Origin of the sequence: Allobosea rubneri (genome assembly GCF_032464875.1) — a bacterium.
Taxonomy (GTDB): Bacteria; Pseudomonadota; Alphaproteobacteria; order Rhizobiales; family Beijerinckiaceae; genus Allobosea; species Allobosea rubneri.
In genome coordinates, this window is record NZ_JAWDID010000012.1 from 95,796 (window position 1) to 119,751 (window position 23,956).

Below are 23,956 nucleotides of genomic sequence, written 5' to 3' on the forward strand. Positions count from 1 at the left end.
TCCTCTTCCGATCAGGCGCGAGGTTTCTCGATGAATGCTCCCTTCAAGAATTTGATCGCCGGCGAGTGGGCCGGCTCGCAGAACGCTTCGCGCAACATCAACCCCTCCAACACCAATGACGTCGTCGGCGAGTACGCCCAGGCGACCGTCGAGGATGCCAACAATGCGGTCGCTGCCGCCAAGGCCGCCTTCCCGGCCTGGAGCCGCACCACGCCGCAGGAGCGCTACGAGATCCTGAAGAAGGCCTCCGACGAGATCCTCGCCCGCAAGGACGAACTCGGTCGCCTGCTGTCGCGCGAAGAGGGCAAGACCCTCGCAGAGGGCATCGGCGAGGCCGGCCGCGCTGGCCAGATCTTCGCTTTCTTCGCCGGTGAGTGTCTGCGTCTCGGCGGCGAGAGCATCCCCTCGGTCCGTCCGGGCGTCGGCGTCGAAGTGACGCGCGAGCCTGTCGGCATCGTCGGCATGATCACGCCCTGGAACTTCCCGATCGCGATCCCGGCCTGGAAGATCGCGCCGGCGCTGGCCTACGGCAACTGCGTCGTGATCAAGCCGGCGGACCTCGTTCCGGGCTCCGCCTGGGCGCTGGTCGACATCATCCAGCGCGCTGGCCTGCCCAAGGGCGTGCTCAACCTGGTGATGGGCCGCGGCTCGGTCGTCGGGCAGGCGCTACTCGAGCACAAGGACGTGCACGCGATCAGCTTCACCGGCTCGGTCGCGACCGGCCGCAAGGTCGCGGCGGCCTGCATCGCGGGCAACCCGATGAAGAAGGTCCAGCTGGAGATGGGCGGCAAGAATCCGCTCGTCGTGCTCGACGACGCCGACCTCAAGGTCGCGGTCGAGGCCGCCGTCCAGGGCGCCTTCTTCTCCACCGGCCAGCGCTGCACCGCCTCCTCGCGCCTGATTGTCCAGGCCGGCATCCATGACCGTTTCGTCGAGGCCGCGATCGAGCGTCTCAAGGGCCTGTCGATCGACGACGCCCTGAAGGCCGGCACCCATATCGGCCCGGTGGTCGACCAGAGCCAGCTCGACCAGGACCTGAAGTACATTCAGATCGCGCGCGACGAGGGCGGCAAGCTCGCCTGGGGCGGCGAATTGCTCAACCGCGAGACGCCCGGCTTCTATCTCCAGCCGGCGCTGTTCACCGAGACCACCAATGCCATGCGCATCTCGCGCGAGGAGGTCTTCGGCCCGGTCGCCAACGTCATCCGCGTCAAGGATTATGACGAGGCGCTCGCGCTCGCCAACGACACCGATTTCGGCCTCTCGGCCGGCATTTGCACCACCTCGCTGAAGCATGCGACGCATTTCAAGCGCAACAGCGAGGCCGGCATGGTGATGGTCAACCTGGCCACGGCGGGCGTCGACTATCACGTGCCGTTCGGCGGCCGGAAGGGCTCGAGCTACGGCCCGCGCGAGCAGGGCGCCTATGCCAAGGAGTTCTACACCACGGTGAAGACCGCCTACACGCTCGCCTAAGCCGGGGCGTCATTCAGAACGTCAGGGCCGCGCCGCGAGGCGCGGCCCTTTTTCGTGGCGGATTGCGCGTTCCCGGAATGCCGTTCCCGCTGTCTTCGAAGAATGCGCGGTCATCCCGGGCGGAGCGAAGCGCAGACCCGGGATCCATTCCCGAACCGCTTTCGGAAGCGCTCCGGAATGGACCCCGGATCGGCGCCGCTCTGCGGCTTGTCCGGGATAACGACTTGACTGGTGTCTGAGCTTTTGGCCCGGCTACGCGAACAGCGCCTGCTCGAGATCGGCGACGCTCGGCAGCACGAGATGACTGAGCGGGCGCAGGGTCTCGGCGCTGCCGGCCCCGGTCAGCACGGCGATACGCAGGCCGGCACCGGCCGCAGTAGCCATATGCATGTCATGGGCTGAATCGCCGATCACGGCGACCGCATCCACCGGCAGTCCGGTCGCGCGGCAGAAGCCCTCGACCATCCCGGGCTCCGGCTTGGCGCCATGGCCGGAATCGTAGCCGCAGAGGAAATCGAGCCGGCCGGCGATGCCGAAGCGCTCGGCGGTGGCGGCGACGGCGGCCTCGCTGTCGCTGGACGCGATCCCGAGCGCGAGACCGCGGCCCGACAGGCCGGCGAAGAGGGCGCCGAGATCACAGACCGGCACGACATTGGCGACGCCGGCCTGGAACAGCGCGTCGAGCCGCAAGGTCAGCTCGGCGATGGCGAACGGGCTGCCAGCCACGTGCCAGGCCTGCGCGACCTCGCGCGTATTGCCGGCCGCGAGCAGCCCGTCGGAGGTCGAGAAGCCGGTCGCAGGATCGACGCCGGCGAGGACGAGAAGGTGCTCTTCCAGCGCCGCATCGCCCTGCGCCGCGAGGCGGCCGGCGCGCAGATTGATCGGGGCCCAGCTCGCCTGGTAGTCGAGCAGCGTGCCGTCCTTGTCGAACAGGATGCCGCGTATCGTCGGAAGCGCGCTCATGACACCGGGATCACGTCGACCTTGACGTCGAGCTTCTGGCTGCCGGGCCCGACCAACACGCCATCGAGAGGGGAGACGTCGGCATAGTCGCGGCCGGTGGCGGTGATGATGTGGTCGTCGCCGACGATCAGGTCATTGGTCGGGTCGAGGCCGATCCAGCCGGTCTCCGGCCCGCACCAGACCATAACCCAGGCGTGGGTCGCGTCGGCGCCTTCGAGGCGGGGCTGGCCCGGCGGCGGGATGGTGCGCAGATAGCCGCTGACATAGGCCGCCGGCAGGCCGAGGCCCCTGAGTCCGGCAATCATGATGTGGGCGAAGTCCTGGCAGACGCCGTGGCGCTGGGCGAAGGCCTCGCGGATCGGCGTCGAGACCTCCGTCGCCTCGGGGTCGTAGGTGAAGTCCCGGCGGACCCGGCCCATGAGCTCGCGAGCCGCCTCGAACACCGGGCGCCGGGCCTGGAAGCTCTCCTGCGCATAGGCGGTGATCTCGTCGACGGTCGGCACCAGCCGGCTGGGATAGATGTATTGCGCCGGTGAATCCGGGGCGAGGCTCTGTGCGCCCTGGGCCAGGGCCGTCACCTCCTCCCAATTCCGCGTCAGCGCCGGAAAAGGCGCCGCAGCGCGGTTCACCTCGACCCGCGATCTGGTCTCGATCCGCAATTCGCGGTGCGGCTTCGCGATGGTCAACGTGGTCGTGCGGTTGCCGAAGAAGCAGATCCCGTCATGCCGCTCGACGGAGCGTGGCGTCACGCTGAGCTCGCTTGCGACGACGTGCTGGCCGTCGCCCTCGCGCGGCAGCACGCGCAGGATGCAGCGCGCGAACGGCACCGGCCGCGCATAGGCGTAGCTGGTGAGATGTCGAATTTCGTAGATCACTCGGCTGCCGTCATGCGAGCTGCGTCATCCGCGACCCTTCCGGATGCGCGTTCTGCAGGAAGTAGCGGTCGGCGACGGCGTTCGACAGCCCCATCAGCAACTGTTCGAACAGAAGAATGCTGGCGCGGTCGAGCCGGCTCGCCTCGGCCGTGCGGCATTCTGCTGCGAGCCGGAGCGCCAGCCGGCGCGGCTCTTCCAGCATGCCGTCGTCGCTGAGTGTCGGCAATGCCGCGATCTCCTGGTCGAGCCGCTCCACCTGGAAGGCGACCGAGCGCGGATTGTAGGGATCGAGCATGACGAGATCGAGAACCGGCTGCAGCGCCGCGCCGAGCTGATAGCGCGAGCGATAGGTGATCTGCGAATCCGTCAGGTCGAGCAGGGCGTCGAGGCAGTTTCCGGGCGTGCCGCTCTCGGCGAAATGCCGGGCATAGCGGCAGGTGGTGACGCCGCGTTCGAGCCGCCGGCCGATGTCGAGGAAGCGCCAGCCGGCGCCGCGCACCATGTTCTCCTGGGACAGGCCGGAAAAGGCGGCGAGCGATTTCAGGGCGCTGTCGGCGACCTCGAAGGCCTCGCCCTCGCTCACCGGCTTGCGCGGCGCGGTGAGCTGGCGCTGCAGGTCGCCGAAGAGGCGCCAGGCATCGACCGAGAGCCGCTCGCGGATCACCGATGCGGTCCGGCGCGCTTCGCGTATCGACGCCGCGGCGGCGCCGTATTCTTCCAGTCCGAAAAGGGCGCTGGTCGCCTGGCTGGCGATGGCCTTCCCGCGGCCGGCGGGAGCAGCGCCCCAGGCCACCAGCAGGTTGACGAGGCGCTTGATCGTCTCGGCGTGGCCGGGTGCCTGGTCGTCGGCGTTGATCAGCCGGCCGAGCACGGCGCGCACCAATCTCAGCGTCGCCTCGGTTCGCTCCAGATAGCGCCCGAGCCAGAACAGGTTGTCGGCCGCGCGGCTCGGCAGGATGCCGACGATGCGGCGGATCGCGATCTTGTCGGGGCTCGGCAGCAGCGTCACCGGCTCGACCGGCTGGTCCGAGGTCACCCAGACATCGCTGGAGCGCACGCCCGAGCGCATCGTCACGGCGCGCGCATCGGTCTCGTCGGAGATGCGGCAAAAGCCGCCCGGCATCACCTGCCAGCCCTCCGGTGTCGCGGCGGCGAAGACCCGCAGCGTCATCGGGCGCGGTTCCAGCCGTCCGTCGTGGAGGACGGGCATGGTCGAGAGCCGCACCACCTCCTGGCCGACATGGTCGAGCCCGCGCTGTTCGATCGCGGCACGCAGCCGCTCGCGCGCGGTGCGGTCGAGGTCGGCGACCAGAACCGGCTGGTCGTCGAGGCTTCCGCCATTGGCGCGGAAGGCGGGCGCGATGCTCATCTCGTCGAGCCGGTCGAGCACGATCCGGCGCTCGTGCGGCTGGCCGCACCACCAGGTCGCGATGTTCGGCAGGATCAGCTCCTCGCCGAGGATGTCGCGCGCCAAAGCCGGCATGAAGCTCATCAGGGCGCGAGACTCGACCACGCCCGAGCCGAGCCCGTTGGCAACGACGACATTGTCCTGGCGGATCGCTTCGACCAGGCCGGGCACGCCGAGCGCCGAGGCGGCATTGAGCTCGAGCGGGTCGGCGAAATCGCCGTCGATACGGCGCCAGATCACGTCGGCGCGCTTGAAGCCGGCGATGGTACGCACATGCACCAGCCCGTCGCGCATCACGAGATCGCCGCCCTCGACCAGGAGGAAGCCGAGATAGCGGGCGAGATAGGCCTGCTCGAAATAGCTTTCGTTGAGCTGGCCCGGGGTCAGCAGGCAGATGCGTGGCTCGACGCGCCTGGCGCGGGCGACGAGCCCGGTCCGAAAGCTCTGGAAGAAGGCTGCCAGCCGCTCGACATTCATCGTCCGGAACAGGTCGGGGAAGGCGCGGCCGAGCGCCAGCCGGTTCTCCAGCGCGTAGCCCGCACCCGATGGTGCCTGCGTCTTGTCGCCGAGTATCCACCAGCGCCCGTCCGGCCCGCGCCCGAGATCGGCGGCGTAGGTCTGGAGCTGGCCGGCGCCGTTCGTTCCCTGCAGCGGCCGCAGATAGTCGGGGCTGCCGGTGATAGCCGCGGCCGGCAGCGCGCCTTCGCGGACCAGCCGGCCCGGCCCGTAGATGTCGCCGAGCACGGCGTTCAGCAATTGCGCGCGCTGGGCGACGCCGGCGGCGATCACCTGCCATTCGGCGCCGGTGATCACCAGCGGGGCATGGTTCAGCGGCCAGGCGCGCTCGCCGGCGAGCGGGTCGTTGGCATCGACGTCGCCATGGACGCGGTAGGACACGCCGGTGTCGCGGACATGGCGGTCGGCAAGGCCGAAGCGGCGTTGCAATTCGTCGGCGGAGAGACCGGACCACTCGGCGAGGAATGGCTCCCATTGCGGACGCACGGTTCCGTCCGGAGCCATCAGCTCGTCATAGGCGCCGGGCAGCGGACGATAGCCCGCCAGCAGCGCATTGCGCCGCTCACCCCGTGTCCGCGCCGAGTTCAACCTGCCGTGCAGCGCCATGGCGCGACCCTAGATCACAGCGCATTCGGACGGTATCGTCCGAATGTGAAAACCGTGATCGTCCACTTTGGTTTAGAGCATGGCATCGGCGAAAAACCGGTTCCCACTTTTCCGCGCCATACTCTAGGCCCCGATCGGGCGACGCAAATCGAGGGTCATGGGGAACTCCGGATTGCGCTCTTCGGCGGGAATCGCCAGCGGACCGGGACTATGGCCGATCGCCTCGAAACGGGCGAGTCTTCTCGCCTCGGCCTCGTAGGAATTCACCGGCGGCGTCTCGTAGTTGCGCCCGCCGGGATGGGCGACATGGTAGACGCAGCCCCCGAGCGAGCGGCCGGCCCATATGTCGACGATGTCGAAGGTCAGCGGCGCATGCACCGGGATCGTGGGGTGCAGGCCCGAGGCCGGCTGCCACGCCTTGAAGCGCAGCCCGGCGACAGCGACTCCCGAAGCGATCTCGCTCATCGGCAGCGCCCGTCCGTTGCAGGTGATGACGTTCCGGCCGGGCACGAGGCCGCTGGCCTTGACCTGCAGGCGCTCGACTGAAGAGTCGACATAGCGCACCGTACCGCCGATCGCGCCTTCCTCGCCCATGACGTGCCAGGGCTCGAGTGCCTGCCGCAGTTCGAGCTCGACGCCGCCCTGGGCGACCTTGCCGAAGAACGGGAAGCGGAACTCCTGCTGCGCGGCGAACCAAGCTGGATCGAAAGCGTAGCCGGCGCCGGCGAGGTCATCGAGCACCTCGCGGAAATCCTGCGCCACCATCTCGGGCAGCATGAACCGGTCGTGCAGGGCCGTGCCCCAGCGCACCAGCCTGCCGCGCTGCGGCATGCGCCAGAACCAGGCGACCAGCGCCCTGATCAGCAATTGCTGGGCGAGCGACATCCGCGCATCCGGCGGCATCTCGAAGGAGCGGAACTCGATCAGCCCGAGCCGACCGGTCGGCCCGTCCGGCGAATAGAGCTTGTCGATGCAGATCTCGGTGCGGTGGGTGTTGCCGGAGACGTCGACGAGCAGGTTGCGATAGAGCCGGTCGACCAGCCAGAGCGGGATCGCCGGCTCGCCTGGCCCCGGCGTTTGCGCCAGCGCGATTTCGAGTTCGTAGAGCTGGTCGTGCCGGGCCTCGTCGATGCGCGGCGCCTGGCTGGTCGGGCCGATGAACAGGCCGGAGAACAGGTAGGACAGGGACGGGTGGCGCTGCCAGTAGAGCACGATGCTCTTGAGCAAGTCCGGTCGGCGCAGGAATGGGCTGTCGGCGGGGGTGATGCCGCCGAGCACGACATGGTTGCCACCGCCGGTGCCGGTATGGCGCCCGTCGACCATGAATTTCTCGGCGCAGAGCCGCGATTGCCTTGCGTCCTCATAGACGCCGCGCGTGATCGCGACCGCCTCCGCCCAGTTTCGCGCCGGATGGACGTTGACCTCGATCACGCCGGGATCGGGCGTCACCTTGATGACCGCAAGGCGGGGATCGTGCGGTGGCGCATAACCCTCGATATGCACCGGCTGGCCGCTCTCCTCGGCGGCGGCCTCGATGCTGGCGATCAGGTCGAGATAATCCTCCAGCCGCTCGACCGGTGGCAGGAAGACGCAGAGCACTCCGTCGCGAACCTCGATGCTGAGCGCGGTGCGCACCGCCTCGGCCGTGAGGTCCTGCTCGACCACGTCCTGCCGTGCGGTCGGACCGGCACTATCGACAGTGCGGGACGGCTGGATCGGGCTCGCGGGAGGCGCAGCTGCGACGGCACTGATTCCCGCCGGCGGAGCCGGAGCCGCGGCCGAGGAGCCCGGCAGCGGGCCGCGCGGCTCCAGCGGGTCCTGCGGGTGGATGTGCGGATAGTCGCTCTTCGGCAGATGCGGCAGCGAGCCGAGCGGCAGGCGATAGCCGACCGGGGAATCGCCCGGCACCAGGAAGAGCTTGCCGCGCCGCAGCTTCCATTTCTCGGAGCGCCAGCGGCGGTCGTTCGCCGCTGCCTGCCAGCGCTGTACCGGGATGACGTAGCCGCTCGGCTTGTCGAGGCCACGCTCGAAGACCCGCACCATCCGGGCGCGCTCCTCGGGGTCGGAGAGCTTCGGGTCGAGCGGGTCGACATTGGCGGGTAGCTGCCCCTCCTTCACCAGCCAGTGCCCGGTATCCTCATAGGCCGGCAGCACATGATCGGGGCCGATGCCGAGCCGCTCGGCGAGGCCCGTCGCGAGCGTCTCGACGGCGGCCGGCGTCGGCACGACCTCATGCTCGCGGTCGCTGCCGGTGAGGGCGCCGGGCTCGCGCGCAATCAGCGCCGCATTGCGCCAGATCGGCACGCCATCCTGGCGCCAGTACAGGGCGAACGCCCAACGCGGCAGGCTCTCGCCGGGATACCATTTGCCCTGGCCGTAATGCAGCATGCCGCCCGGCGCGAAGCGCTCGCGCAGCCGCCGGATCAGCACATCGGCGCGCTGGCGCTTTGTCGGCCCGACGGCGGCGGTGTTCCATTCCTCGCCCGACTGGTCGTCGATCGAGACGAAGGTCGGCTCGCCGCCCATGGTGAGGCGGACATCCTGCGCTGCAAGGTCGGTTTCGACCTGCTCGCCGAGCGCATCGAGCCGTGTCCAGGATTCGTCGGAGAAGGGCAGGGTGATGCGCGGCGCCTCGTGGACGCGCGTCACCTCCATCTCGAAGTCGAACTGCGTCTCGGCATAGCTCGCCATGCCGCTGACCGGCGCGGCCGAGCGGTAGTGCGGCGTCGCAGCCAGCGGCAGATGGCCCTCGCCGGTAAGCAGACCCGAGGTCGGGTCGAGCCCGATCCAGCCTGCGCCGGGAATGTAGACCTCGGCCCAGGCGTGCAGGTCGGTGAAGTCCTTGTCGGTGCCGCGCGGCCCTTCCAGCGGGTCGATATCGGCCTTCATCTGGATCAGGTAGCCGGAGACGAAGCGGGCGGCGAGGCCGAGATGGCGCAGGATCTGGACGAGCAGCCAGGAGGTGTCGCGGCAGGAGCCCGCCTTCAGCGTCAGCGTCTGCTCCGGTTCCTGCACGCCGGGCTCCATGCGGATCCCATAGGCGATCAATTTCTGGAGACGTGCGTTGAGGTCGACGATGAAGTTGACGGTGTTGGTCTTCTCCCGCGGGATGGTCGCGAGAAGCCCGCTCAGCAGCGGTCCCGCCGTCTCGGTGACAAGATAGGGCGCGAGCTCGTCGTGCAGCTCTTCGGGATAGGCGAAGGGGAAGTTCTCGGCCTCGGTCGCGACGAAGAAATCGAAGGGGTTGATGATCGAGAGCTCGGTGACGAGGTCGACCTCGATCCGGAACTCGCTGACGGGCTCCGGGAAGACATAGCGCGCGAGCCAGTTGCCGTTCGGATCCTGCTGCCAGTTCACGAAATGCTGCGCCGGCGTGACCTTCAGCGAATAGCTCTGCACCGCCGAGCGGCAATGCGGGGCCGGACGCAGGCGGATGATCTGCGGCCCGAGCGTGACCGGCCGGTCGTAGCGGTAATGTGTGACGTGATGCAGAGCAGCGATGATGGCCAAGGGCGGGCGCCTGCGTTCAGGGTTCGCCGGGCCGGGCGGCCTGACCTGTCCACGATAATCGGGGAGTGGACCGGAGCAAGCCCGTCCTTGCGCAAGAATGCGCCGGAAACCCGCTTCGTATGCGCAAGAAGCGAGCAGTCCTGGCGGGGCATTTTGGACGCATTGCGAGGCGCTGGACATCCGCCCCGCTCTGGCTCCACATTGCGCCCCAACGGGCACCCGAGCGCCCGCAAAACCGCACAATGGGGATTTCCATGCGTCATGTCGCGAAATTGATGGCGGCTTCGGCCTTCGCCGTCCTGATGGCCTCGACGGCCCAGGCCCAGACGCCGAAGGACACCATCGTCATGGCCAAGCAGATCGACGACATCATCACGCTCGACCCGGCCGAGGCCTTCGAATTCTCCGGCGTCGAGGTCGTCACCAACCTCTACGACAAGCTGATCGGCGTCGACCTCAAGAACAACAACGCGCTGATCGGCGAGCTCGCCCAGAGCTGGACCGTCAGTCCCGACAACCTGACCTACACCTTCAAGCTGCGGCCCGGCGTCAAGTTCCATTCCGGCAACCCGCTCACCGCCGCCGACGTGGTTTATTCCTTCCAGCGCGCCGTGACGCTCAACAAGTCGCCGGGCTTCATCCTCACCCAGTTCGGCCTGACGAAGGACACGGTGCTCGACAAGGTGAAAGCCGCCGACGACAACACCGTCGTCATCACCGTCTCCAAGCCGTTCGCGCCGAGCTTCTTCCTGAACTGTCTGACCTCCGGCGTCGCCTCGATCGTCGACTCCAAGCTGGTCAAGGCCAATGAGAAGGATGGCGACTGGGGCAATGGCTGGCTGAAGCTGGCCTCGGCCGGTTCGGGCGCCTACAAGGTCCGCGCCTATCGTCCGAACGAGCAATATGCGCTCGACGCCAATGAGGGCTGGTACAAGGGCGCGCCCAAGACCAAGCGCGTCATCGTCCGCCATGTCGCCGAGCCGGCCTCGCAGCGCCTGCTGCTGGAGAAGGGCGACATCGACATCGCCCGCAACCTCTCCAAGGACCAGCTTGCCGCGGTCAAGGGCAACGCCAATGTCGAGATCGTCCAGGGCGACAAGGGCTACATCCTCTATCTCGGCCTGAACCAGAAGAACCCGAACCTCGCCAAGCCCGAGGTACGCGAGGCGCTGAAATGGCTGGTCGACTACGACGCGATCGAGAAGAACATCGTCGAGGGCACCTATAAGGGCCACGAGGCGTTCCTGCCCAAGGGCTTCCTCGGCGCAATCGACGACAAGCCCTACAAGCTCGACGTCGCCAAGGCCAAGGAGCTGCTCGCCAAGGCCGGGCTGCCGAACGGCTTCACCGTCACCATCGACACCCGCTCGGTCAATCCGATCACCGACATTACCCAGGCGATCCAGTCGACCTGGGCCCAGGCCGGCATCAAGCTCGAGATCATCCCGGGCGACGGCAAGCAGACGCTGACCAAGTACCGTGCCCGCACCCATGACATCTATATCGGCCAGTGGGGCCCGGACTATCTCGATCCGCACACCAATGCCGAGACCTTCGCCATCAACGAGAACAATGGCGAGGACGCCAAGTCGAAGACGCTGGCCTGGCGCAATGCCTGGGACATCCCGGAGATGACCAAGGTCACGCAGGCGAATGTGCTTGAAACCGATGCGGCCAAGCGCGCCGCCGTCTATGGCGATCTGCAGCGCGAACACCAGAAGGTCTCGCCCTTCGTCATCATGTTCCAGCAGGTCGAAGTCTCGGCGCAGCGCAAGAACGTCGACAACTGGGTGATCGGACCGAGCTCCGACACCAATTTCTACGCGCCGATCGCCAAGAACTGAGGCGTCTGTCGCCGCCGCAACCCGCCGTAGCCCGATAGGAGGCTGCGGCGGGTTTTCTGCTTTGACGCGAGGCGGCGTCAGCGAAAGCCCAAAAACAACAAGAAGAGCCAAGAACAAGAAACGGAGCCGCCCATGGCCTCGACTACCGCACCGACACCGCCTGCCGCTTCCCGATCCGGCAACCGGGCCCTGCGCTGGGGCAGGATCCTCGGCCGCGAGCTGACCACGGTCGCGATCACGATCTTCGGCCTGTTGCTGGTGACCTTCCTGATCGCCCGCGTGATGCCGATCGACCCGGTCCTCGCCGTGGTTGGCGACCGCGCACCCGCCGATGTCTACGACAAGGCGCGGCTCGAGCTCGGCCTCGACAAGCCGCTCTGGGAGCAGTTCGCGATCTATGTCGGCAAGGTCTTCCGCGGCGATCTCGGCACCTCCGTGCTGACCGCGCAGAAGGTCACCGACGATATCAAGACGGTGTTTCCGGCTACGCTGGAGCTGGCGACACTCGGCACGCTGATCGGTGTCGCGCTCGGCGTCCCGCTCGGCATCCTCGCCGCCGTCAACCAGGGCCGCTGGATCGACCAGGTCGCCCGCGTGATCGGCCTGATCGGCTACTCGATCCCCGTCTTCTGGCTCGGCCTGATGGGCCTGCTGCTGTTCTACGCCAAGCTCGGCTGGGTCGCAGGGCCCGGGCGCCTCTCGGTCGCCTATCAGGATTTCGTCACCCCGATGACCGGCATCGTCATGCTCGATGCGGCGATGCAGGGTGAATGGGAAGCGGTCGTGGACGCGTTCTGGCACCTGATCCTGCCGGCGTCCGTGCTCGGCCTGCTCTCCGTCGCCTATATCAGCCGCATGACCCGCAGCTTCATGATCACCGAGCTGCAGCAGCAATATGTCGTGGCAGCAAGGGTGAAGGGGCTCTCGGAATGGCGGGTGGTCTGCGGCCATGCGCTGCGCAACGCCTTCGTGCCGCTCGTCACCGTGATCGCGCTTTCCTACATGCACCTGCTCGAAGGCTCGGTGCTGACCGAGACGATCTTCGCCTGGCCGGGGCTCGGCCGCTATCTCACCAATGCGCTGCTCAACGCCGACATGAACGCGGTGCTCGGCGCCACGCTGGTGGTCGGCGCCGTCTTCATCGCGGTCAACCTGTTCTCCGACATTCTCGGCCGGCTGGCCGACCCGCGGGCGCGCTGAGGAGGATGGCCATGAGCGATCAAGTCTCCGCCCCCGTCACTTGGCAGGCCTGGCTGACCACGACCTCGCCGGAATCGCGTCGTCAGGCCAAGCTCGGCCAGCTCTACCGGCAATGGCTCGCCTTCAGGAAGAATCCGGCCGCCATGGTCGGCCTCCTGATCGTCCTTGCCCTGCTGCTGCTGGCGGCCTTCGCGCCGCTGGTCGCGCCGCACGATCCGCTCGCCCAGGCGCTCGACCAGCGCCTGCTGGCGCCGTCCGCCAAGCACCTGTTCGGCACTGACGCGCTCGGCCGCGACATCTTCAGCCGCGTCGTCTACGGCACCCGCGTCACGCTGGTGATCGTTATGCTCGTCGTGATCACGGTCGGGCCGCTCGGCCTCTTGATCGGCTGCGCCGCCGGCTATTTCGGTGGCTGGGTCGACACGGTGCTGATGCGCATCACCGACGTCTTCCTCGCCTTCCCGCGCCTCGTCCTGGCGCTCGCCTTCGTCGCCGCGCTGGGGCCGGGGCTGGAAAACGCGGTCATCGCCATCGCCTTCACCGCCTGGCCTCCCTACGCCCGCGTCGCCCGGGCGGAGACGATGATCATCCGCAATGCCGATTACATCTCGGCGATGCGCCTGCAGGGCGCGAGCCAGATGCGCATCGTGCTGAAGCATGTCGTGCCGATGTGCGTGCCCTCGCTGATCGTGCGCACCACCTATGACATGGCCGGCGTCATCATCATCGCGGCTGGCCTCGGCTTCCTCGGCCTCGGCGCCCAGCCGCCGATCCCGGAATGGGGCGCGATGATCTCGACCGGCCGCGAGCAGATCTTCGACCAGTGGTGGGTCGCGACCTTCCCGGGCATCGCCATCTGCGTCGTGGCCCTCGGCTTCAACCTGCTCGGCGACGGGCTGCGCGACGTGCTGGATGCGAGGTGAGCGGCATGTCTGAACAAGCTTTGCTGACGCTCGACGACCTGCGCGTCGACTTCCACACCCCGACCGGCATCGTCAATGCAGTGCGTGGACTGTCGTTCACGCTCGGCCGCGAAAGGCTCGGCATCGTCGGTGAATCCGGCTCCGGCAAGTCGATGACCGGCCGCGCCATCCTCGACCTGATCCCGCATCCCGGCGTGGTCAGCGCCAAGCGGATGGAGTTCCGCGGCAAGGATCTGACGGCGATGGACAAGGGCAGCCGCCGCAAACTGCGCGGCCGCCACATCTCCATGGTGATGCAGGACCCGAAGTTCTCGCTGAACCCGGTCAAGACCGTCGGCGACCAGATCGCCGAAGCCTATCGCGTCCATCACAAGGCGAGCGCGAGCGAAGCGAAGGAGCGCAGCCTCGCCATGTTGGAGGCTGTGCAGATCCGCGAGCCCGCCCGCGTTTACGGGCTCTATCCGCACGAGGTCTCGGGCGGCATGGGCCAGCGCGTCATGATCGCGATGATGCTGATCGCCGAGCCGGAGATCCTGATCGCCGACGAGCCGACCTCGGCGCTCGACGTCACCGTCCAGCTTCAGATCCTGAAGATCCTCGACGATCTCGTCTCCAGCCGCGGCATGGGGCTGATCTTCATCAGCCACGACCTGCATCTGGTGAAGTCGTTCTGCGACCGGGTCATCGTCATGTACGGCGGCAAGGCGATGGAGACCCTGCCGGCGCAGGAACTCGACCGGGCCCAGCACCCCTATACGCGCGGGCTGCTCGGCTGCCTGCCCGATCTCGACCATCCCCGCGAAAAGCTCGCGACCCTCACCCGCGACCCGGCATGGCTGGCATGAGCACGAACTCCGCGATCAACGTCGAGCGGCTCAACGTCTCCTTCGGCGACTCCCATGTGGTGAAGGACCTCTCCTTCGCGGTCTCGCCGGGCGAGAGCTACGGCATCGTCGGCGAGTCCGGCTCGGGCAAGTCGACGGTGCTGCGCGTGCTCGCCGGTCTCAACCGCGACTGGAGTGGCGAGGTCGATATCCTCGGCAAGCGCCAGCCCAAGATCCGCGACAGAGCCTTCTACCGTGCCGTCCAGATGGTCTTTCAGGACCCTTACGGTTCGCTGCACCCGAAGAAAACCGTTGACGATACGTTGGCCGAGCCGCTCGCCATCCATGGCATCCGCGATGCCGAGGCGAAGATCACCCGCGCCATGGCGGATGTCGGCCTGCCGTCCTCCTTCCGCTTCCGCTTCCCGCATCAGCTCTCCGGCGGCCAGCGCCAGCGCGTCGCCATCGCCCGCGCTCTGGTGCTGGAGCCGACGATCCTCCTACTCGACGAGCCGACCTCGGCGCTCGACGTTTCGATCCAGGCCGAGGTGCTGAACCTGCTGCAGGCGCTGCGCCAGGAGCGCAAGCTCACCTACATCCTGGTCAGCCACGATCTCGCCGTCGTCGCGCATATGTGCGAGCGGCTGCTGGTCATGCAGTTCGGCCGCGGTGTCGAGGAGATGAGCGCCGAAACGCTCGCCGCCCGCACGCCGCAGACGGACTATGCCCGGCAATTGCTGATCGCGAGCGAGGGCTTTCGCCGGGCGGGGTAGACCCCGTCATTGCGAGCGTAGCGAAGCAATCCAGCGGGACGTAGAGCTCTGCCGCCCCTGGATTGCTTCGTCGCTTCGCTCCTCGCAAGGACGGCATAGGGGCCCTGCCACCCAAAGCGTTTGGCAAGCTGCGTGCTTGGTCGCATTGTCGTCGCAGGATTCGGTTCGACTGGCGCGCGCATTTCGTTCGACCGCGGAACGGGTCGAGCGGATAGAATGCGCGCCGACCGCGCGTCGGGCCGCCCAGGAGTATGCCGTCATGGATGCCATCGCCGAACGCCTTCTGAAGCCGGAGGCTGCGCCCGAGCGCACGCCGGTGCCGCCCTTCGACCTGGTGATCTTCGGCGCCGGCGGCGATCTTGCTCTGCGCAAGCTCTTTCCGGCGCTGGCCCAGCGCAATGAGGAAGGCGTGCTGCCGGCCGAGAGCCGCATCCTCGGCATCGTCCGCAAGCAGGAGGATATCGAGGGCATCCCGCGCGAGATCGCCGACAAGCTCGCCGCGGCGGGCCTGTCGCCCGAGCGCATCGCCGCCTTCCAGCGCCGCCTGACCATGGTCATGCTCGATGCCGTGAAGCCCGAGACCTATGGCGCGCTGAAGGAGGCGCTCGGCGATTCCGAGCATGTTCGCTCCTTCTATCTCTCGACGCCGCCGGACCTGTTCATACCGATCTGCGAGAATCTCGCGGCGGCCGGCATCCTGACGCCGACCTCACGCGTCATCCTGGAGAAGCCGCTGGGGCGCGATCTTCACTCCGCGCGGGCGATCAACGACGCCGTCGCCCGCATCCTGCCGGAAAGCCGGACCTACCGGATCGACCATTATCTCGGCAAGGAGACGGTGCAGAACCTGCTCGTCCTGCGCTTCGCCAACACGCTGTTCGAGCGCTCCTGGTCGAGCCGCGACATCGACAATGTCCAGATCACCGTGGCCGAGACGGTCGGGCTGGAATCCCGCGCCGGCTATTACGACAAGGCCGGGCATCTGCGCGACATGGTCCAGAACCATGTCCTGCAACTGCTCTGCCTCTTCGCCATCGAGCCGCCGAACCTGCTCGAGGCCGATGCGGTGCGCGACGAGAAGGTGCGCGTGCTCAAGGCGCTCAGGCCGATCGTCGGCCCCGATGTCCAGCGCTGGACCGTGCGCGGCCAGTACGGGCCGGGCGCCATCGAGGGCCAGAGGGTCAAGGGCTATGCCGAGGAACTCGGCCACGCCAGCAACACCGAGACCTTCGTTTCGATCCGCTGCGAGCTCGACACCTGGCGCTGGGCCGGCGTCCCGATCTATCTGCGCACCGGCAAGCGCATGGCGCAGCGCTATTCCGAGATCGCCGTCACCTTCAAACCGGTGCCGCATTCGATCTTCGGCCATGCCGCCGATTGCGGCCGCCTCGACGCCAACCGCCTCGTCATCCGCCTGCAGCCCAATGACGGCGTGCAGATGCAGCTGATGATGAAGGTGCCGGGCTCCGGCAAGCTTAAGATCGTGCCGCGCCAGCTCGACCTGCGCTACGAGACCGCCTTCGACGTGCGTACGCCCGACGCCTATGAGCGCCTGCTGACCGACGTGATCCGCGGCGACCAGACCCTGTTCATGCGCCGCGACGAGGTCGAGCAGGCCTGGACCTGGATCGACCCGATCCTGGCCGGCTGGCAGGAATACTATCCCCAGCCGCATCGCTATGCCGCCGGCTCCTGGGGCCCGTCGCAGTCGATCGGGCTGATCGAGCGCGAGGGCCGCTCCTGGGCCGATCCGGAGTTCGGCGAATGAGCGCTGCCGGCCCGTTGCTGCGCCATCGCTTCGAGACGCTGGCCGATGCCTCCGCGGCACTGGCCGAGGCCGTCGCTGTCAGGCTGCGCGCCTGCATCGACGCGCGGGGCAGGGCGCTTCTCGCCGTGCCCGGCGGCACGACGCCGGCGCGCTTCCTCACAGCCCTCGGCGAGCACGAGCTGCCCTGGGAGAAGGTCACGGTGCTGCCGACCGACGAGCGCTTCGTCGCCCCCAGCGATCCCGCCTCGAACGAGCGGATGATCCGCGCCGCCTTCGCGCCCTTGCGCGACGGGCGCGCCGGCTTCGTCTCCTTCCACAATGCCGGCGACGATCTCGCCGCCGCCGCCGCCAGCCTCGACCGTCTGCTCGCCGGCCTGCCGGCGCTCGACGTCGTGGTCAGCGGCATGGGGGCGGACGGCCACATCGCCTCGCTCTTTCCCGGCGACGAGCGCGGCTTGTCGGCCGGCCCCGGCGTGCACGCCATCGCCGCGAGCCCGCCCGACCTGCCGCCGCGGCTCTCGCTCTCGCCGGCGCGGCTGCGCGGCGCCGAGCATGTCTGCCTGCTGATTTCCGGCCAGGAGAAGGATGAGGTTCTGGCCTCGGCGGTCGAATTGCCCGGAGCCTTCCCGGTCGGACTGCTGCTCGGCGGTCCGCAGGGGCTCGACGTCTACTGGGCGAAGGCTTAAGCGGGCTCCTAGAGAAGCAGCGAACATCCTCAGCCCTCATCCTGAGGAGCCGCGCTCTTACAGCGCGCTCCTCAGGATGAGGGCTGAAGGAGAGATCAGGAGAGATGTCGATGTCCACCGCCCCCGAGATCGCGCGCCTCGGCGCCTGTGGCGTCGTGCCCGTCGTTGTCATCGATGAGGCGGAGATCGCCGTTCCGCTGGCCGAAGCGCTGCTCGCCGGTGGCATTGACGTGATCGAGATCACGTTGCGCCGCCCGGCCGCCATGGCCGCGCTTGAGGTCGTAGCGAAGAAGGTAGCTGGCATCCTGCCCGTCGCCGGCACGGTGGTGACGCCGGCCCAGGCGGCCGAGGTGCAGAATGCCGGGGCCCGCGCCGTGGTCAGCCCCGGCTTCACCGAAAGCGTCGACGAGGCGATGAAGAAGACCGGGCTGCCCTGGCTGCCGGGCGTCGCGACGGCCTCCGATTGCATGCGCGCCGTCTCGGCGGGGCGTCTGCACTGCAAATTCTTCCCGGCCGAGCAGGCCGGTGGCGTGCCCGGCCTGAAGGCGCTCTCCGGCCCGTTCCCGCAGATGAAGTTCTGCCCCACCGGCGGCGTTTCGCTCGCCAATCTCGGCAACTACCTCGCCTTGCCGCAGGTTCTCTGCGTCGGCGGGTCCTGGCTCGTCCCGGCCGACGCGGTGAAGAACCGCGACTGGGCGCAGGTGACCAAGCTCGCCCGCGAAGCGCGCGAGAAGGTTGCGGAGCTGCGCGGCTAGTCCGCCCTACGCAGGCGGCTGAACGCGAGCTCCTGCGCATAGGTCCGGATGTCGCCGGGCCAGCTTGCCGCATGATCCCTGAACCCGGCCTCGTCGCCGGCGAACAGGGCGCGTGACGCCTCTTCGAAACCGGGCAGGTCCCCGGCCATCGCCGACATGAAGCGATAGGCGGTCTCGCGGGCGATACGCGCCTGCGTCTGCCCGCCATCGCCGCGTCGCGCCTCGTCGACGAGCCGCCGCAGTGCCTGCGAGGCGCCGCCCGGCTGGGCCGACAGCCACTCCCAGTGCCGCGGCAGCAAGGTGACCTCGCGCGCCACCACGCCGAGCTTCGGCCGGCCGCGCCCGCGCGGTTCGCCGCCGCCAAGCCGCGCCACGATCTCCGCCTCGGAGCCGCGCAGATCGAGGTCGATGACCCGTCCCGTTGCATCGTCGAAAGTCAGCAGGCTCGCATCCGGGCGTTCGGCCAGTCGTGCCCGTACCGCGAGCGCGACCTGAGCCAGCGGCCCGCGCGCCAGTAGGGCCTCGCCATCGAAGGCGGTGCAGGGGTGGTCGGCGGTGTCGGTCATCATTGGGCTCCGTGGTTGCGGATTAATTACCCGGATGAAATTCATTGAGTCAATATTGCCCGGGTGATATTTGGCATCCGACAACGACAGGAGAGGTCGATGCTGACTGAGGACAGGAAGGCCGCCGTGGCGACCTATAAGGAGCGCAAGGTCGTCGCCGGAATCTATCTCGTGCGCTGTGGCGCGACGGGAGCGTGCTGGGCCGGGCAGGCGCCGGACCTTTCGACCATCCAGAACCGTGTCTGGTTCACGCTCCGCCATGGCAGCCACCGCCAGCGCAGCCTGCAGGCGGCCTGGAACGCGCATGGCGAGGGCGCATTTTCGTTCGAGGAGATTGAACGGCTGGACGAAAAGGCTCTGGAAGCCGGCCGCGAGCGCGTCATGAAGGCGCGGCTGGCGCATTGGTGCGCGGAGCTCGGGGCGGAGGGGGTGTGAGACCCGCTCCGTCATGCTCGCCCTTGTGGCGAGCATCCACGTCTAGAACACCGCATTTGCCGAACGAAGACGTGGATGGTCGGGACAAGCCCGACCATGACGTGAATGGCGTCAGTCCGCCAGCCGCGCGACCACCATATCCGCGATCGCCAGCGAGCTTGTCAGTCCCGGGCTCTCGATGCCGAGCAGGTTGACCAACTGCGGCACGCCATGCGCGGCCGGGCCGTCGATCCGGAAATCCGGCATCGGCTCGGTCGGCCCGTGCAGCTTCGGCCTGATCCCGGCATAGTCGGCGACGAGCGCGCCATCGGGCAGGCCCGGCCAGTAGGTCCGGATCGCCGCGTAGAACTTTTCCGCCCGCGCGGGATCGACGACGAGGTCCTGATCATCAGCGACCCATTCGACGTCGGGGCCGAACTTGACCCGTCCTGCCATGTCGATGGTCGCATGGATGCCGAGGCCGGCCGCTTCCGGGATCGGGTAGACCAGATGGCTGAAGGGCTGCTTGCCGAGCAGCGAGAAGTAGTTGCCCTTGGCGAAATGCTGCTTCGGCACATGCTCCGCGGGAAAGCCCTCGAGCTTGGCGAGGAGGCGCGGTGCGCCATGGCCGGCCGCGTTGACGATGGTGTTCGCCGTATACGTCGCGGGATCCTCGCCGCCGAAATCGACGCTGAAGCCACCGGCCTCGCGCCGCCAGGCCAGGATCGGCGTGTTGAGCGCCAGCGAGCCGCCAGCCGCCTCGCATTCGCCGAGCAGTGAGAGCATCAGCGCATGGCTGTCGACGACGCCTGTCTCGGGTGAGAGCAGAGCGATCTCGCAGGTGACCTCCGGCTCGAGCGCCTTCGCCTCGGCGGCGTCGACCCAGCGCAGCGAGGCGACGCCGGAGGCTTCGGCGCGCGCCGCGATCGTCTCCAGCGCCGGGCGCTGGCCGGCATGGGTGCCGACGATCAGCTTGCCGCAGGCCTTGTGCGGCAGGCCGCGCTCGCCAAGGTAGTCGTAGAGCAGCTTGCGGCCCTCGACGCAGACCTGCGCCTTCAGCGAGCCCGGCGGGTAGTAGATGCCGGCGTGGATGACCTCGCTGTTGCGGGCGGAGGTCTGGGTGCCGATGCCTTCGGCGGCTTCCGCGATCACGACCTCGCGGCCGGCGAGCGCGAGTGCGCGCGCCGTCGCGAGGCCGACGACGCCGGCCCCGATGACGAGACAGTCGATGTCGCTCATCTTCCGGTGCTCAGCTCGCCCGCTGCGGCATGGCGATCTCGACCAGGCTCGCCCAATAGGTCATGCCGACCGGCAGCGCCTTGTCGTTGAACTCGTAGGCCGGGTGATGCAGCCCGGCGGAGTCGCCATTGCCCATGAAGATGTAGGCGCCGGGCCGCTCCTCGAGCATGAAGGAGAAGTCCTCCGAGCCCATGGTCGGCGGCACCTCGGTGTCGATCGCCTCCTTGCCGAAGACGTTCTTCGTCGCGCTGGTGACGAAATCGGTCTGGCCGGCATGGTTGAAGGTCACCGGATAGCCGCGCTCGTACTCGATCTCGAAGGTCAGACCGAAAGCCTGGGCGGTGCCGGCGACGATCTCGCGGAAGCGCTTTTCGGCGAGGTCGCGCATCTCCGGGGAGAGCGAGCGCACCGTGCCCTTGATCACGACATGCTGCGGGATGACGTTGAAGGCCTCGCCGGCCTGCAGCGCCGTCACCGAGACGACGACGGAGTCGAGCGGGTCGGCATTGCGCGAGGCGATGGTCTGCAGCGAGGAGACGAGCTGGCAGGCCGCGACCAGCGGGTCGACGGTCTCGTTCGGCTTGGCGGCATGGCCGCCTCGGCCTTCGAGCTTGAGCAGGAAGCGGTCGGCGGCCGCCATCATCGGGCCCTTGCGGATCGCGAACTGGCCGACGGGCAGGCCGGGCATGTTGTGCAGGCCGTAGACCTCCTGGACGCCGAAGCGCTCCATCAGCCCGTCCTTGCACATCTCCCTGCCGCCGCCGCCGCCTTCCTCGGCCGGCTGGAAGATCATGATGGCCGTGCCGTCGAAATCGCGGGTCTGCGCCAGGTACTTGGCGGCGCCGAGCAGCATGGCGGTGTGTCCGTCATGTCCGCAGGCATGCATCTTGCCGGGCACGGTCGAGCGATGTTCGAGATTGGTCTCTTCATGGATCGGCAGCGCGTCCATGTCGGCGCGCAGGCCGATGACCTTGCCGGAATTCTGACCCTTGCCCTTGATCACGCCGACCACGCCGGTGCGCCCGATCCCAGTGACGACTTCGTCGACACCCCATTCCCGGAGCTTGTCGGCGACGATGCCGGCGGTGCGGTTGACATCGAACAGCAGTTCGGGATGGCGGTGGAAGTCGCGGCGGATCGCAGTGATCTCGGGCTCGATCGCCGCGATGAGTTCGGATTTGGGCATCGTATCCTCGGGCCTTCTGGTGCAACTTCGCAGAAATCGGGTTGCTTGATGCGGCAAGCTAGCCCGAGCGGGCGCACCCTGTCCAAGCCGATTGCGGTATGAGGGGGAAGAAGCGCACGAATGGCGACGCCTTGCCGTGGTGGCTGATCCTGGCCCCTTTCGGCCGCTAGACTGCGGCTGCGCCATTGGCGAGACGTCACGCATAGCGAACTTGTGAGGACCATCATGGAGATCAAGCGAAGCGGATCGCAGCCTTCGGGCAAGGGCCCGGCCGATTACTTCACTGGTCAGGTGCGGATCGACCCCTTGTTCAACCCACCCGAGCCCGCGCGCATCGCGACCGCGCACGTCACCTTCGAGCCCGGCGCGCGAACCGCCTGGCACACTCACCCGCTCGGCCAGACGCTGATCGTCACCGCCGGCTGCGGCTGGGCGCAGCGCGAGGGCGGCCCGGTCGAGGAGATTCGGGCCGGCGATGTGGTCTGGTTCCCGCCGGGGGAGAAGCACTGGCATGGGGCTGCCGCGACGACGGCGATGAGCCATATCGCCTTGCAGGAGCGCCTTGACGGAGAGACTGTCAAATGGCTGGATCACGTTACGGAAGAGCAGTATCGTCGCTGAATTCGGGATCTGCTTCCGAGTTTTCGGCGGTTCGCTTCCGGAGAATGGAACGCGCGTCACCTTCGCGCGTTCGAGGTGAACCGCCATCGCTTTGAATGGGAGGCCGCCATGCGCCGCCTGATCGTTCTCGCCGCTTCCTTCCTTCTCGTCGCGCCGTTCATGGCCAGCGAAGCCGATGCCCAGGGGCGCGGCGGCTGGGGCGGCCGTGGTGGAGGTTTCCATGGCGGCGGCTTCGCCGGTGCAGGCATGCGAGCCGGCGGGCTCGGCATGAACCGGGCCTTTGCCGGCCCGGGTTTCGGCTATCGCGGGGGCGGCATAAGGGCCGCTGGCTTTGGCTACCGCGGCGGTGCCTATCGCGCCGGCTTTTATCGTGGCGCTGGCTGGGGATACGGGAATCGCTGGTATGGCGGCGGCTATTATGGGCGCGGGGCCTATTGGCGGCGCGGCTACTACAACAACTGGGGCTGGGGCGCCGGAGCGCTTGCCGCCGGCGCGGTCATCGGCGCCGCAGCGGCCTACCCCTATTATGGCTCGTCCTATTACTACGATACGCCCGGCTATTATGGCGGGGACTATTACAGCGGGGCCTACTATGCGCGGCCTTATTACGCCGCGCCGGTCTATGCGGCTCCGGTTTCGTCTGGGATCGGCGGCTTCTGCAGCACGCCGGTCCGGACCTGCCAGTTGATCAATGCCGCGGAGGTCGGCAGCGGCTGCTCGTGCAGTGTCGCCGGCGGGCGGGCTCGCGGAGCCGTGATCCCCTAACGTTCTCTCCGGGGAGGTCCGGGCGCGCGACGCTTCGCGCGCCCGGTCTCGTTCTGCTCAGAGCCCGAACTGCTGGCGCCAGCTTTCGATATCCTCCAGCGCGACATTCGAACCGCACAGCACCAGCGCGACGCGCTCGCCCGGCTTGAATTTGTCCTTGCGGGCCAGCGCCGCGGCGACCGTGCAGGCGGCTGCCGGCTCGAGCAGTACGCGGCCGTTCTGCAGCACCCACAGCAGTTCGCGCACGGCGTCCGCATCCGGCACCAGCACGATCTCTTCGAGGAATTCGCGGGCGGCGGCCATGGTCCGTTCGGTCGCGAACGGGGCGCCGAGCGTGCGGGCGATCGAGGTCGGGCGGATCGGCACCGGCTTTCCGGCCTCCAGCGCCTGCGTCATCGTCGTCGCGCCCTCGGTTTCGACGCCATGGATGCGCACCGCCGGGTCGAGCCCCTTCAGCGCCGCCCCGACGCCGGCCGAAAAGCCGCCGCCGCCGATCGAGATGAAGACATGGTCGAGCCGGCCGCCGGCATCGGCCGCGAGTTCGAGGCCGACCGTGCCATGGCCGGCGATGATCGCCGGATCGTCGTAGGAATGAACGTTGGTCATGCCATTGGCCGCGTATTCATCGGCCTTGGCGAAGGCGGCGATCGAATCCTCGCAGAGCTCGACCTCGCCACCGGCCTCCTTGGTCAGGCGGATGTTCAGCGGCGCGACGTTCTTCGGCATCAGCACGAGCGCCTTGATGCCGAGCATGCTCGCCACCAGCGAAACGGCGATGGCGTGGTTGCCGCCGGAGACGGTGACGACGCCGCGGGCCTTCTCGGCGTCCGACAGGCCGAGCAGCTTGTTGTAGCAGCCGCGCACCTTGAACGAGCCGGCGAGCTGCAGGCTTTCGACCTTGACCACCGTCTCGACGCCGAGGCGCTGGGAGAGGCCGGCGCTGAGGAAGGTCGGCGTCCGTCTGACCTTGCCGGCGATGCGGCTGGCGGCGGCCTGGATGTCGGCGAGGGTGACGTCGAAGGACATGGCGGACTCACG

20 protein-coding genes are annotated in these 23,956 nt (G+C 68.0%); 12 read left to right on the forward strand and 8 right to left on the reverse strand.

Annotated elements, in window-relative coordinates; all coding sequences use genetic code 11:
- Window positions 1-30 precede the first annotated feature (30 nt).
- The gene (locus RKE40_RS10605; RefSeq protein WP_316018207.1) at window positions 31-1,476 is read left to right on the forward strand and encodes an aldehyde dehydrogenase family protein; all 1,446 of its coding nucleotides are present in this window, start codon (window positions 31-33) and stop codon (window positions 1,474-1,476) included.
- Window positions 1,477-1,728: 252 nt separating this feature from the next.
- Here the strand turns inward: RKE40_RS10605 and RKE40_RS10610 are convergent, their stop codons facing one another.
- From RKE40_RS10610 to RKE40_RS10625, 4 genes are all read right to left on the reverse strand, one after another.
- Window positions 1,729-2,439, reverse strand: a complete 711-nt coding sequence (locus RKE40_RS10610) for an HAD family hydrolase (RefSeq protein ID WP_316018208.1) — start codon at window positions 2,437-2,439, stop codon at window positions 1,729-1,731.
- Window positions 2,436-3,314 carry a transglutaminase family protein gene (locus RKE40_RS10615; RefSeq protein WP_316018209.1) on the reverse strand — a complete coding sequence of 293 codons (879 nt, stop codon included), beginning with the start codon at window positions 3,312-3,314 and terminating at the stop codon, window positions 2,436-2,438. Before RKE40_RS10615 ends, RKE40_RS10610 begins: the two co-directional genes overlap by 4 nt.
- A gap of 10 nt (window positions 3,315-3,324) precedes the next feature.
- Window positions 3,325-5,844, reverse strand: coding sequence for a circularly permuted type 2 ATP-grasp protein (locus RKE40_RS10620; RefSeq protein ID WP_316018210.1), 2,520 nt, complete (start codon window positions 5,842-5,844; stop codon window positions 3,325-3,327).
- 123 nt (window positions 5,845-5,967) lie between these two features.
- A complete protein-coding gene (locus RKE40_RS10625) occupies window positions 5,968-9,354 on the reverse strand; it encodes a transglutaminase family protein (protein WP_316018211.1) in 3,387 nt (1,128 codons plus the stop codon).
- 254 nt (window positions 9,355-9,608) lie between these two features.
- On the opposite strand from RKE40_RS10625, the gene RKE40_RS10630 reads away from it, so the two are divergent.
- The 8 genes from RKE40_RS10630 to eda all read left to right on the forward strand — a co-directional run bounded on the left by RKE40_RS10630 (window position 9,609) and on the right by eda (window position 18,127).
- Entirely contained in the window at window positions 9,609-11,198 is a 1,590-nt protein-coding gene (locus RKE40_RS10630) for an ABC transporter substrate-binding protein (RefSeq protein ID WP_390893308.1), read from the forward strand.
- A gap of 132 nt (window positions 11,199-11,330) precedes the next feature.
- The gene (locus RKE40_RS10635) at window positions 11,331-12,398 is read left to right on the forward strand and encodes an ABC transporter permease (protein WP_316018213.1); all 1,068 of its coding nucleotides are present in this window, start codon (window positions 11,331-11,333) and stop codon (window positions 12,396-12,398) included.
- A 5-nt stretch (window positions 12,399-12,403) separates the two neighbouring features.
- Entirely contained in the window at window positions 12,404-13,321 is a 918-nt protein-coding gene (gene nikC / locus RKE40_RS10640) for a nickel transporter permease (protein ID WP_390893309.1), read from the forward strand.
- Between the two features lie 5 nt (window positions 13,322-13,326).
- The gene (locus RKE40_RS10645) at window positions 13,327-14,166 is read left to right on the forward strand and encodes an ABC transporter ATP-binding protein (protein WP_316018215.1); all 840 of its coding nucleotides are present in this window, start codon (window positions 13,327-13,329) and stop codon (window positions 14,164-14,166) included.
- Window positions 14,163-14,918, forward strand: a complete 756-nt coding sequence (locus RKE40_RS10650) for an ABC transporter ATP-binding protein (protein WP_316018216.1) — start codon at window positions 14,163-14,165, stop codon at window positions 14,916-14,918. Before RKE40_RS10645 ends, RKE40_RS10650 begins: the two co-directional genes overlap by 4 nt.
- 259 nt (window positions 14,919-15,177) lie before the next feature.
- The gene (zwf, locus tag RKE40_RS10655; protein ID WP_316018217.1) at window positions 15,178-16,686 is read left to right on the forward strand and encodes a glucose-6-phosphate dehydrogenase; all 1,509 of its coding nucleotides are present in this window, start codon (window positions 15,178-15,180) and stop codon (window positions 16,684-16,686) included.
- Window positions 16,683-17,372 (forward strand): 6-phosphogluconolactonase, encoded by a 690-nt coding sequence (pgl, locus tag RKE40_RS10660; protein WP_316018218.1) that lies wholly within the window; start codon window positions 16,683-16,685, stop codon window positions 17,370-17,372. Before zwf ends, pgl begins: the two co-directional genes overlap by 4 nt.
- Before the next feature lie 104 nt (window positions 17,373-17,476).
- Window positions 17,477-18,127, forward strand: coding sequence for a bifunctional 4-hydroxy-2-oxoglutarate aldolase/2-dehydro-3-deoxy-phosphogluconate aldolase (gene eda, locus RKE40_RS10665; RefSeq protein WP_390893311.1), 651 nt, complete (start codon window positions 17,477-17,479; stop codon window positions 18,125-18,127).
- Here eda and RKE40_RS10670 read toward each other — a convergent pair.
- Window positions 18,124-18,693 (reverse strand): DUF2239 family protein, encoded by a 570-nt coding sequence (locus tag RKE40_RS10670; RefSeq protein WP_316018220.1) that lies wholly within the window; start codon window positions 18,691-18,693, stop codon window positions 18,124-18,126. The genes eda and RKE40_RS10670 overlap by 4 nt on opposite strands.
- Window positions 18,694-18,792: 99 nt before the next feature.
- Here RKE40_RS10670 and RKE40_RS10675 point away from each other — a divergent pair, with 99 nt between their 5' ends.
- Entirely contained in the window at window positions 18,793-19,128 is a 336-nt protein-coding gene (locus RKE40_RS10675; protein ID WP_316018221.1) for a GIY-YIG nuclease family protein, read from the forward strand.
- Between the two features lie 111 nt (window positions 19,129-19,239).
- Here RKE40_RS10675 and RKE40_RS10680 read toward each other — a convergent pair whose 3' ends face one another.
- Entirely contained in the window at window positions 19,240-20,346 is a 1,107-nt protein-coding gene (locus tag RKE40_RS10680) for an NAD(P)/FAD-dependent oxidoreductase (protein WP_316018222.1), read from the reverse strand.
- A gap of 10 nt (window positions 20,347-20,356) precedes the next feature.
- Entirely contained in the window at window positions 20,357-21,532 is a 1,176-nt protein-coding gene (locus RKE40_RS10685; protein ID WP_316018223.1) for a M20 aminoacylase family protein, read from the reverse strand.
- A gap of 225 nt (window positions 21,533-21,757) precedes the next feature.
- Here RKE40_RS10685 and RKE40_RS10690 point away from each other — a divergent pair, with 225 nt between their 5' ends.
- Together RKE40_RS10690 and RKE40_RS10695 are read left to right on the forward strand one after the other, a co-directional pair.
- Window positions 21,758-22,153 carry a (R)-mandelonitrile lyase gene (locus RKE40_RS10690; protein ID WP_316018224.1) on the forward strand — a complete coding sequence of 132 codons (396 nt, stop codon included), beginning with the start codon at window positions 21,758-21,760 and terminating at the stop codon, window positions 22,151-22,153.
- Window positions 22,154-22,261: 108 nt separating this feature from the next.
- On the forward strand, window positions 22,262-22,918 hold the full coding sequence (locus RKE40_RS10695) for a hypothetical protein (RefSeq protein WP_316018225.1): 657 nt from the start codon (window positions 22,262-22,264) through the stop codon (window positions 22,916-22,918).
- Between the two features lie 57 nt (window positions 22,919-22,975).
- On the opposite strand, the gene RKE40_RS10700 is transcribed toward RKE40_RS10695, so the two are convergent.
- A complete protein-coding gene (locus RKE40_RS10700) occupies window positions 22,976-23,944 on the reverse strand; it encodes a threonine ammonia-lyase (RefSeq protein WP_316018226.1) in 969 nt (322 codons plus the stop codon).
- Window positions 23,945-23,956: the final 12 nt, after the last annotated feature.

What these genes read in the sequence shown, in the direction of transcription:
- RKE40_RS10605 (WP_316018207.1), top strand. Translation starts at nt 31, where the DNA reads ATGAATGCTCCCTTCAAGAATTTGATCGCCGGCGAGTGGGCCGGCTCG.
- RKE40_RS10610 (WP_316018208.1), bottom strand. Translation starts at nt 2,439, where the DNA reads ATGAGCGCGCTTCCGACGATACGCGGCATCCTGTTCGACAAGGACGGC.
- RKE40_RS10620 (WP_316018210.1), bottom strand. Translation starts at nt 5,844, where the DNA reads ATGGCGCTGCACGGCAGGTTGAACTCGGCGCGGACACGGGGTGAGCGG.
- RKE40_RS10630 (WP_390893308.1), top strand. Translation starts at nt 9,609, where the DNA reads ATGCGTCATGTCGCGAAATTGATGGCGGCTTCGGCCTTCGCCGTCCTG.
- RKE40_RS10635 (WP_316018213.1), top strand. Translation starts at nt 11,331, where the DNA reads ATGGCCTCGACTACCGCACCGACACCGCCTGCCGCTTCCCGATCCGGC.
- nikC (WP_390893309.1), top strand. Translation starts at nt 12,404, where the DNA reads ATGGCCATGAGCGATCAAGTCTCCGCCCCCGTCACTTGGCAGGCCTGG.
- RKE40_RS10645 (WP_316018215.1), top strand. Translation starts at nt 13,327, where the DNA reads ATGTCTGAACAAGCTTTGCTGACGCTCGACGACCTGCGCGTCGACTTC.
- RKE40_RS10650 (WP_316018216.1), top strand. Translation starts at nt 14,163, where the DNA reads ATGAGCACGAACTCCGCGATCAACGTCGAGCGGCTCAACGTCTCCTTC.
- zwf (WP_316018217.1), top strand. Translation starts at nt 15,178, where the DNA reads ATGGATGCCATCGCCGAACGCCTTCTGAAGCCGGAGGCTGCGCCCGAG.
- pgl (WP_316018218.1), top strand. Translation starts at nt 16,683, where the DNA reads ATGAGCGCTGCCGGCCCGTTGCTGCGCCATCGCTTCGAGACGCTGGCC.
- eda (WP_390893311.1), top strand. Translation starts at nt 17,477, where the DNA reads ATGTCGATGTCCACCGCCCCCGAGATCGCGCGCCTCGGCGCCTGTGGC.
- RKE40_RS10670 (WP_316018220.1), bottom strand. Translation starts at nt 18,693, where the DNA reads ATGACCGACACCGCCGACCACCCCTGCACCGCCTTCGATGGCGAGGCC.
- RKE40_RS10675 (WP_316018221.1), top strand. Translation starts at nt 18,793, where the DNA reads ATGCTGACTGAGGACAGGAAGGCCGCCGTGGCGACCTATAAGGAGCGC.
- RKE40_RS10680 (WP_316018222.1), bottom strand. Translation starts at nt 20,346, where the DNA reads ATGAGCGACATCGACTGTCTCGTCATCGGGGCCGGCGTCGTCGGCCTC.
- RKE40_RS10685 (WP_316018223.1), bottom strand. Translation starts at nt 21,532, where the DNA reads ATGCCCAAATCCGAACTCATCGCGGCGATCGAGCCCGAGATCACTGCG.
- RKE40_RS10690 (WP_316018224.1), top strand. Translation starts at nt 21,758, where the DNA reads ATGGAGATCAAGCGAAGCGGATCGCAGCCTTCGGGCAAGGGCCCGGCC.
- RKE40_RS10695 (WP_316018225.1), top strand. Translation starts at nt 22,262, where the DNA reads ATGCGCCGCCTGATCGTTCTCGCCGCTTCCTTCCTTCTCGTCGCGCCG.
- RKE40_RS10700 (WP_316018226.1), bottom strand. Translation starts at nt 23,944, where the DNA reads ATGTCCTTCGACGTCACCCTCGCCGACATCCAGGCCGCCGCCAGCCGC.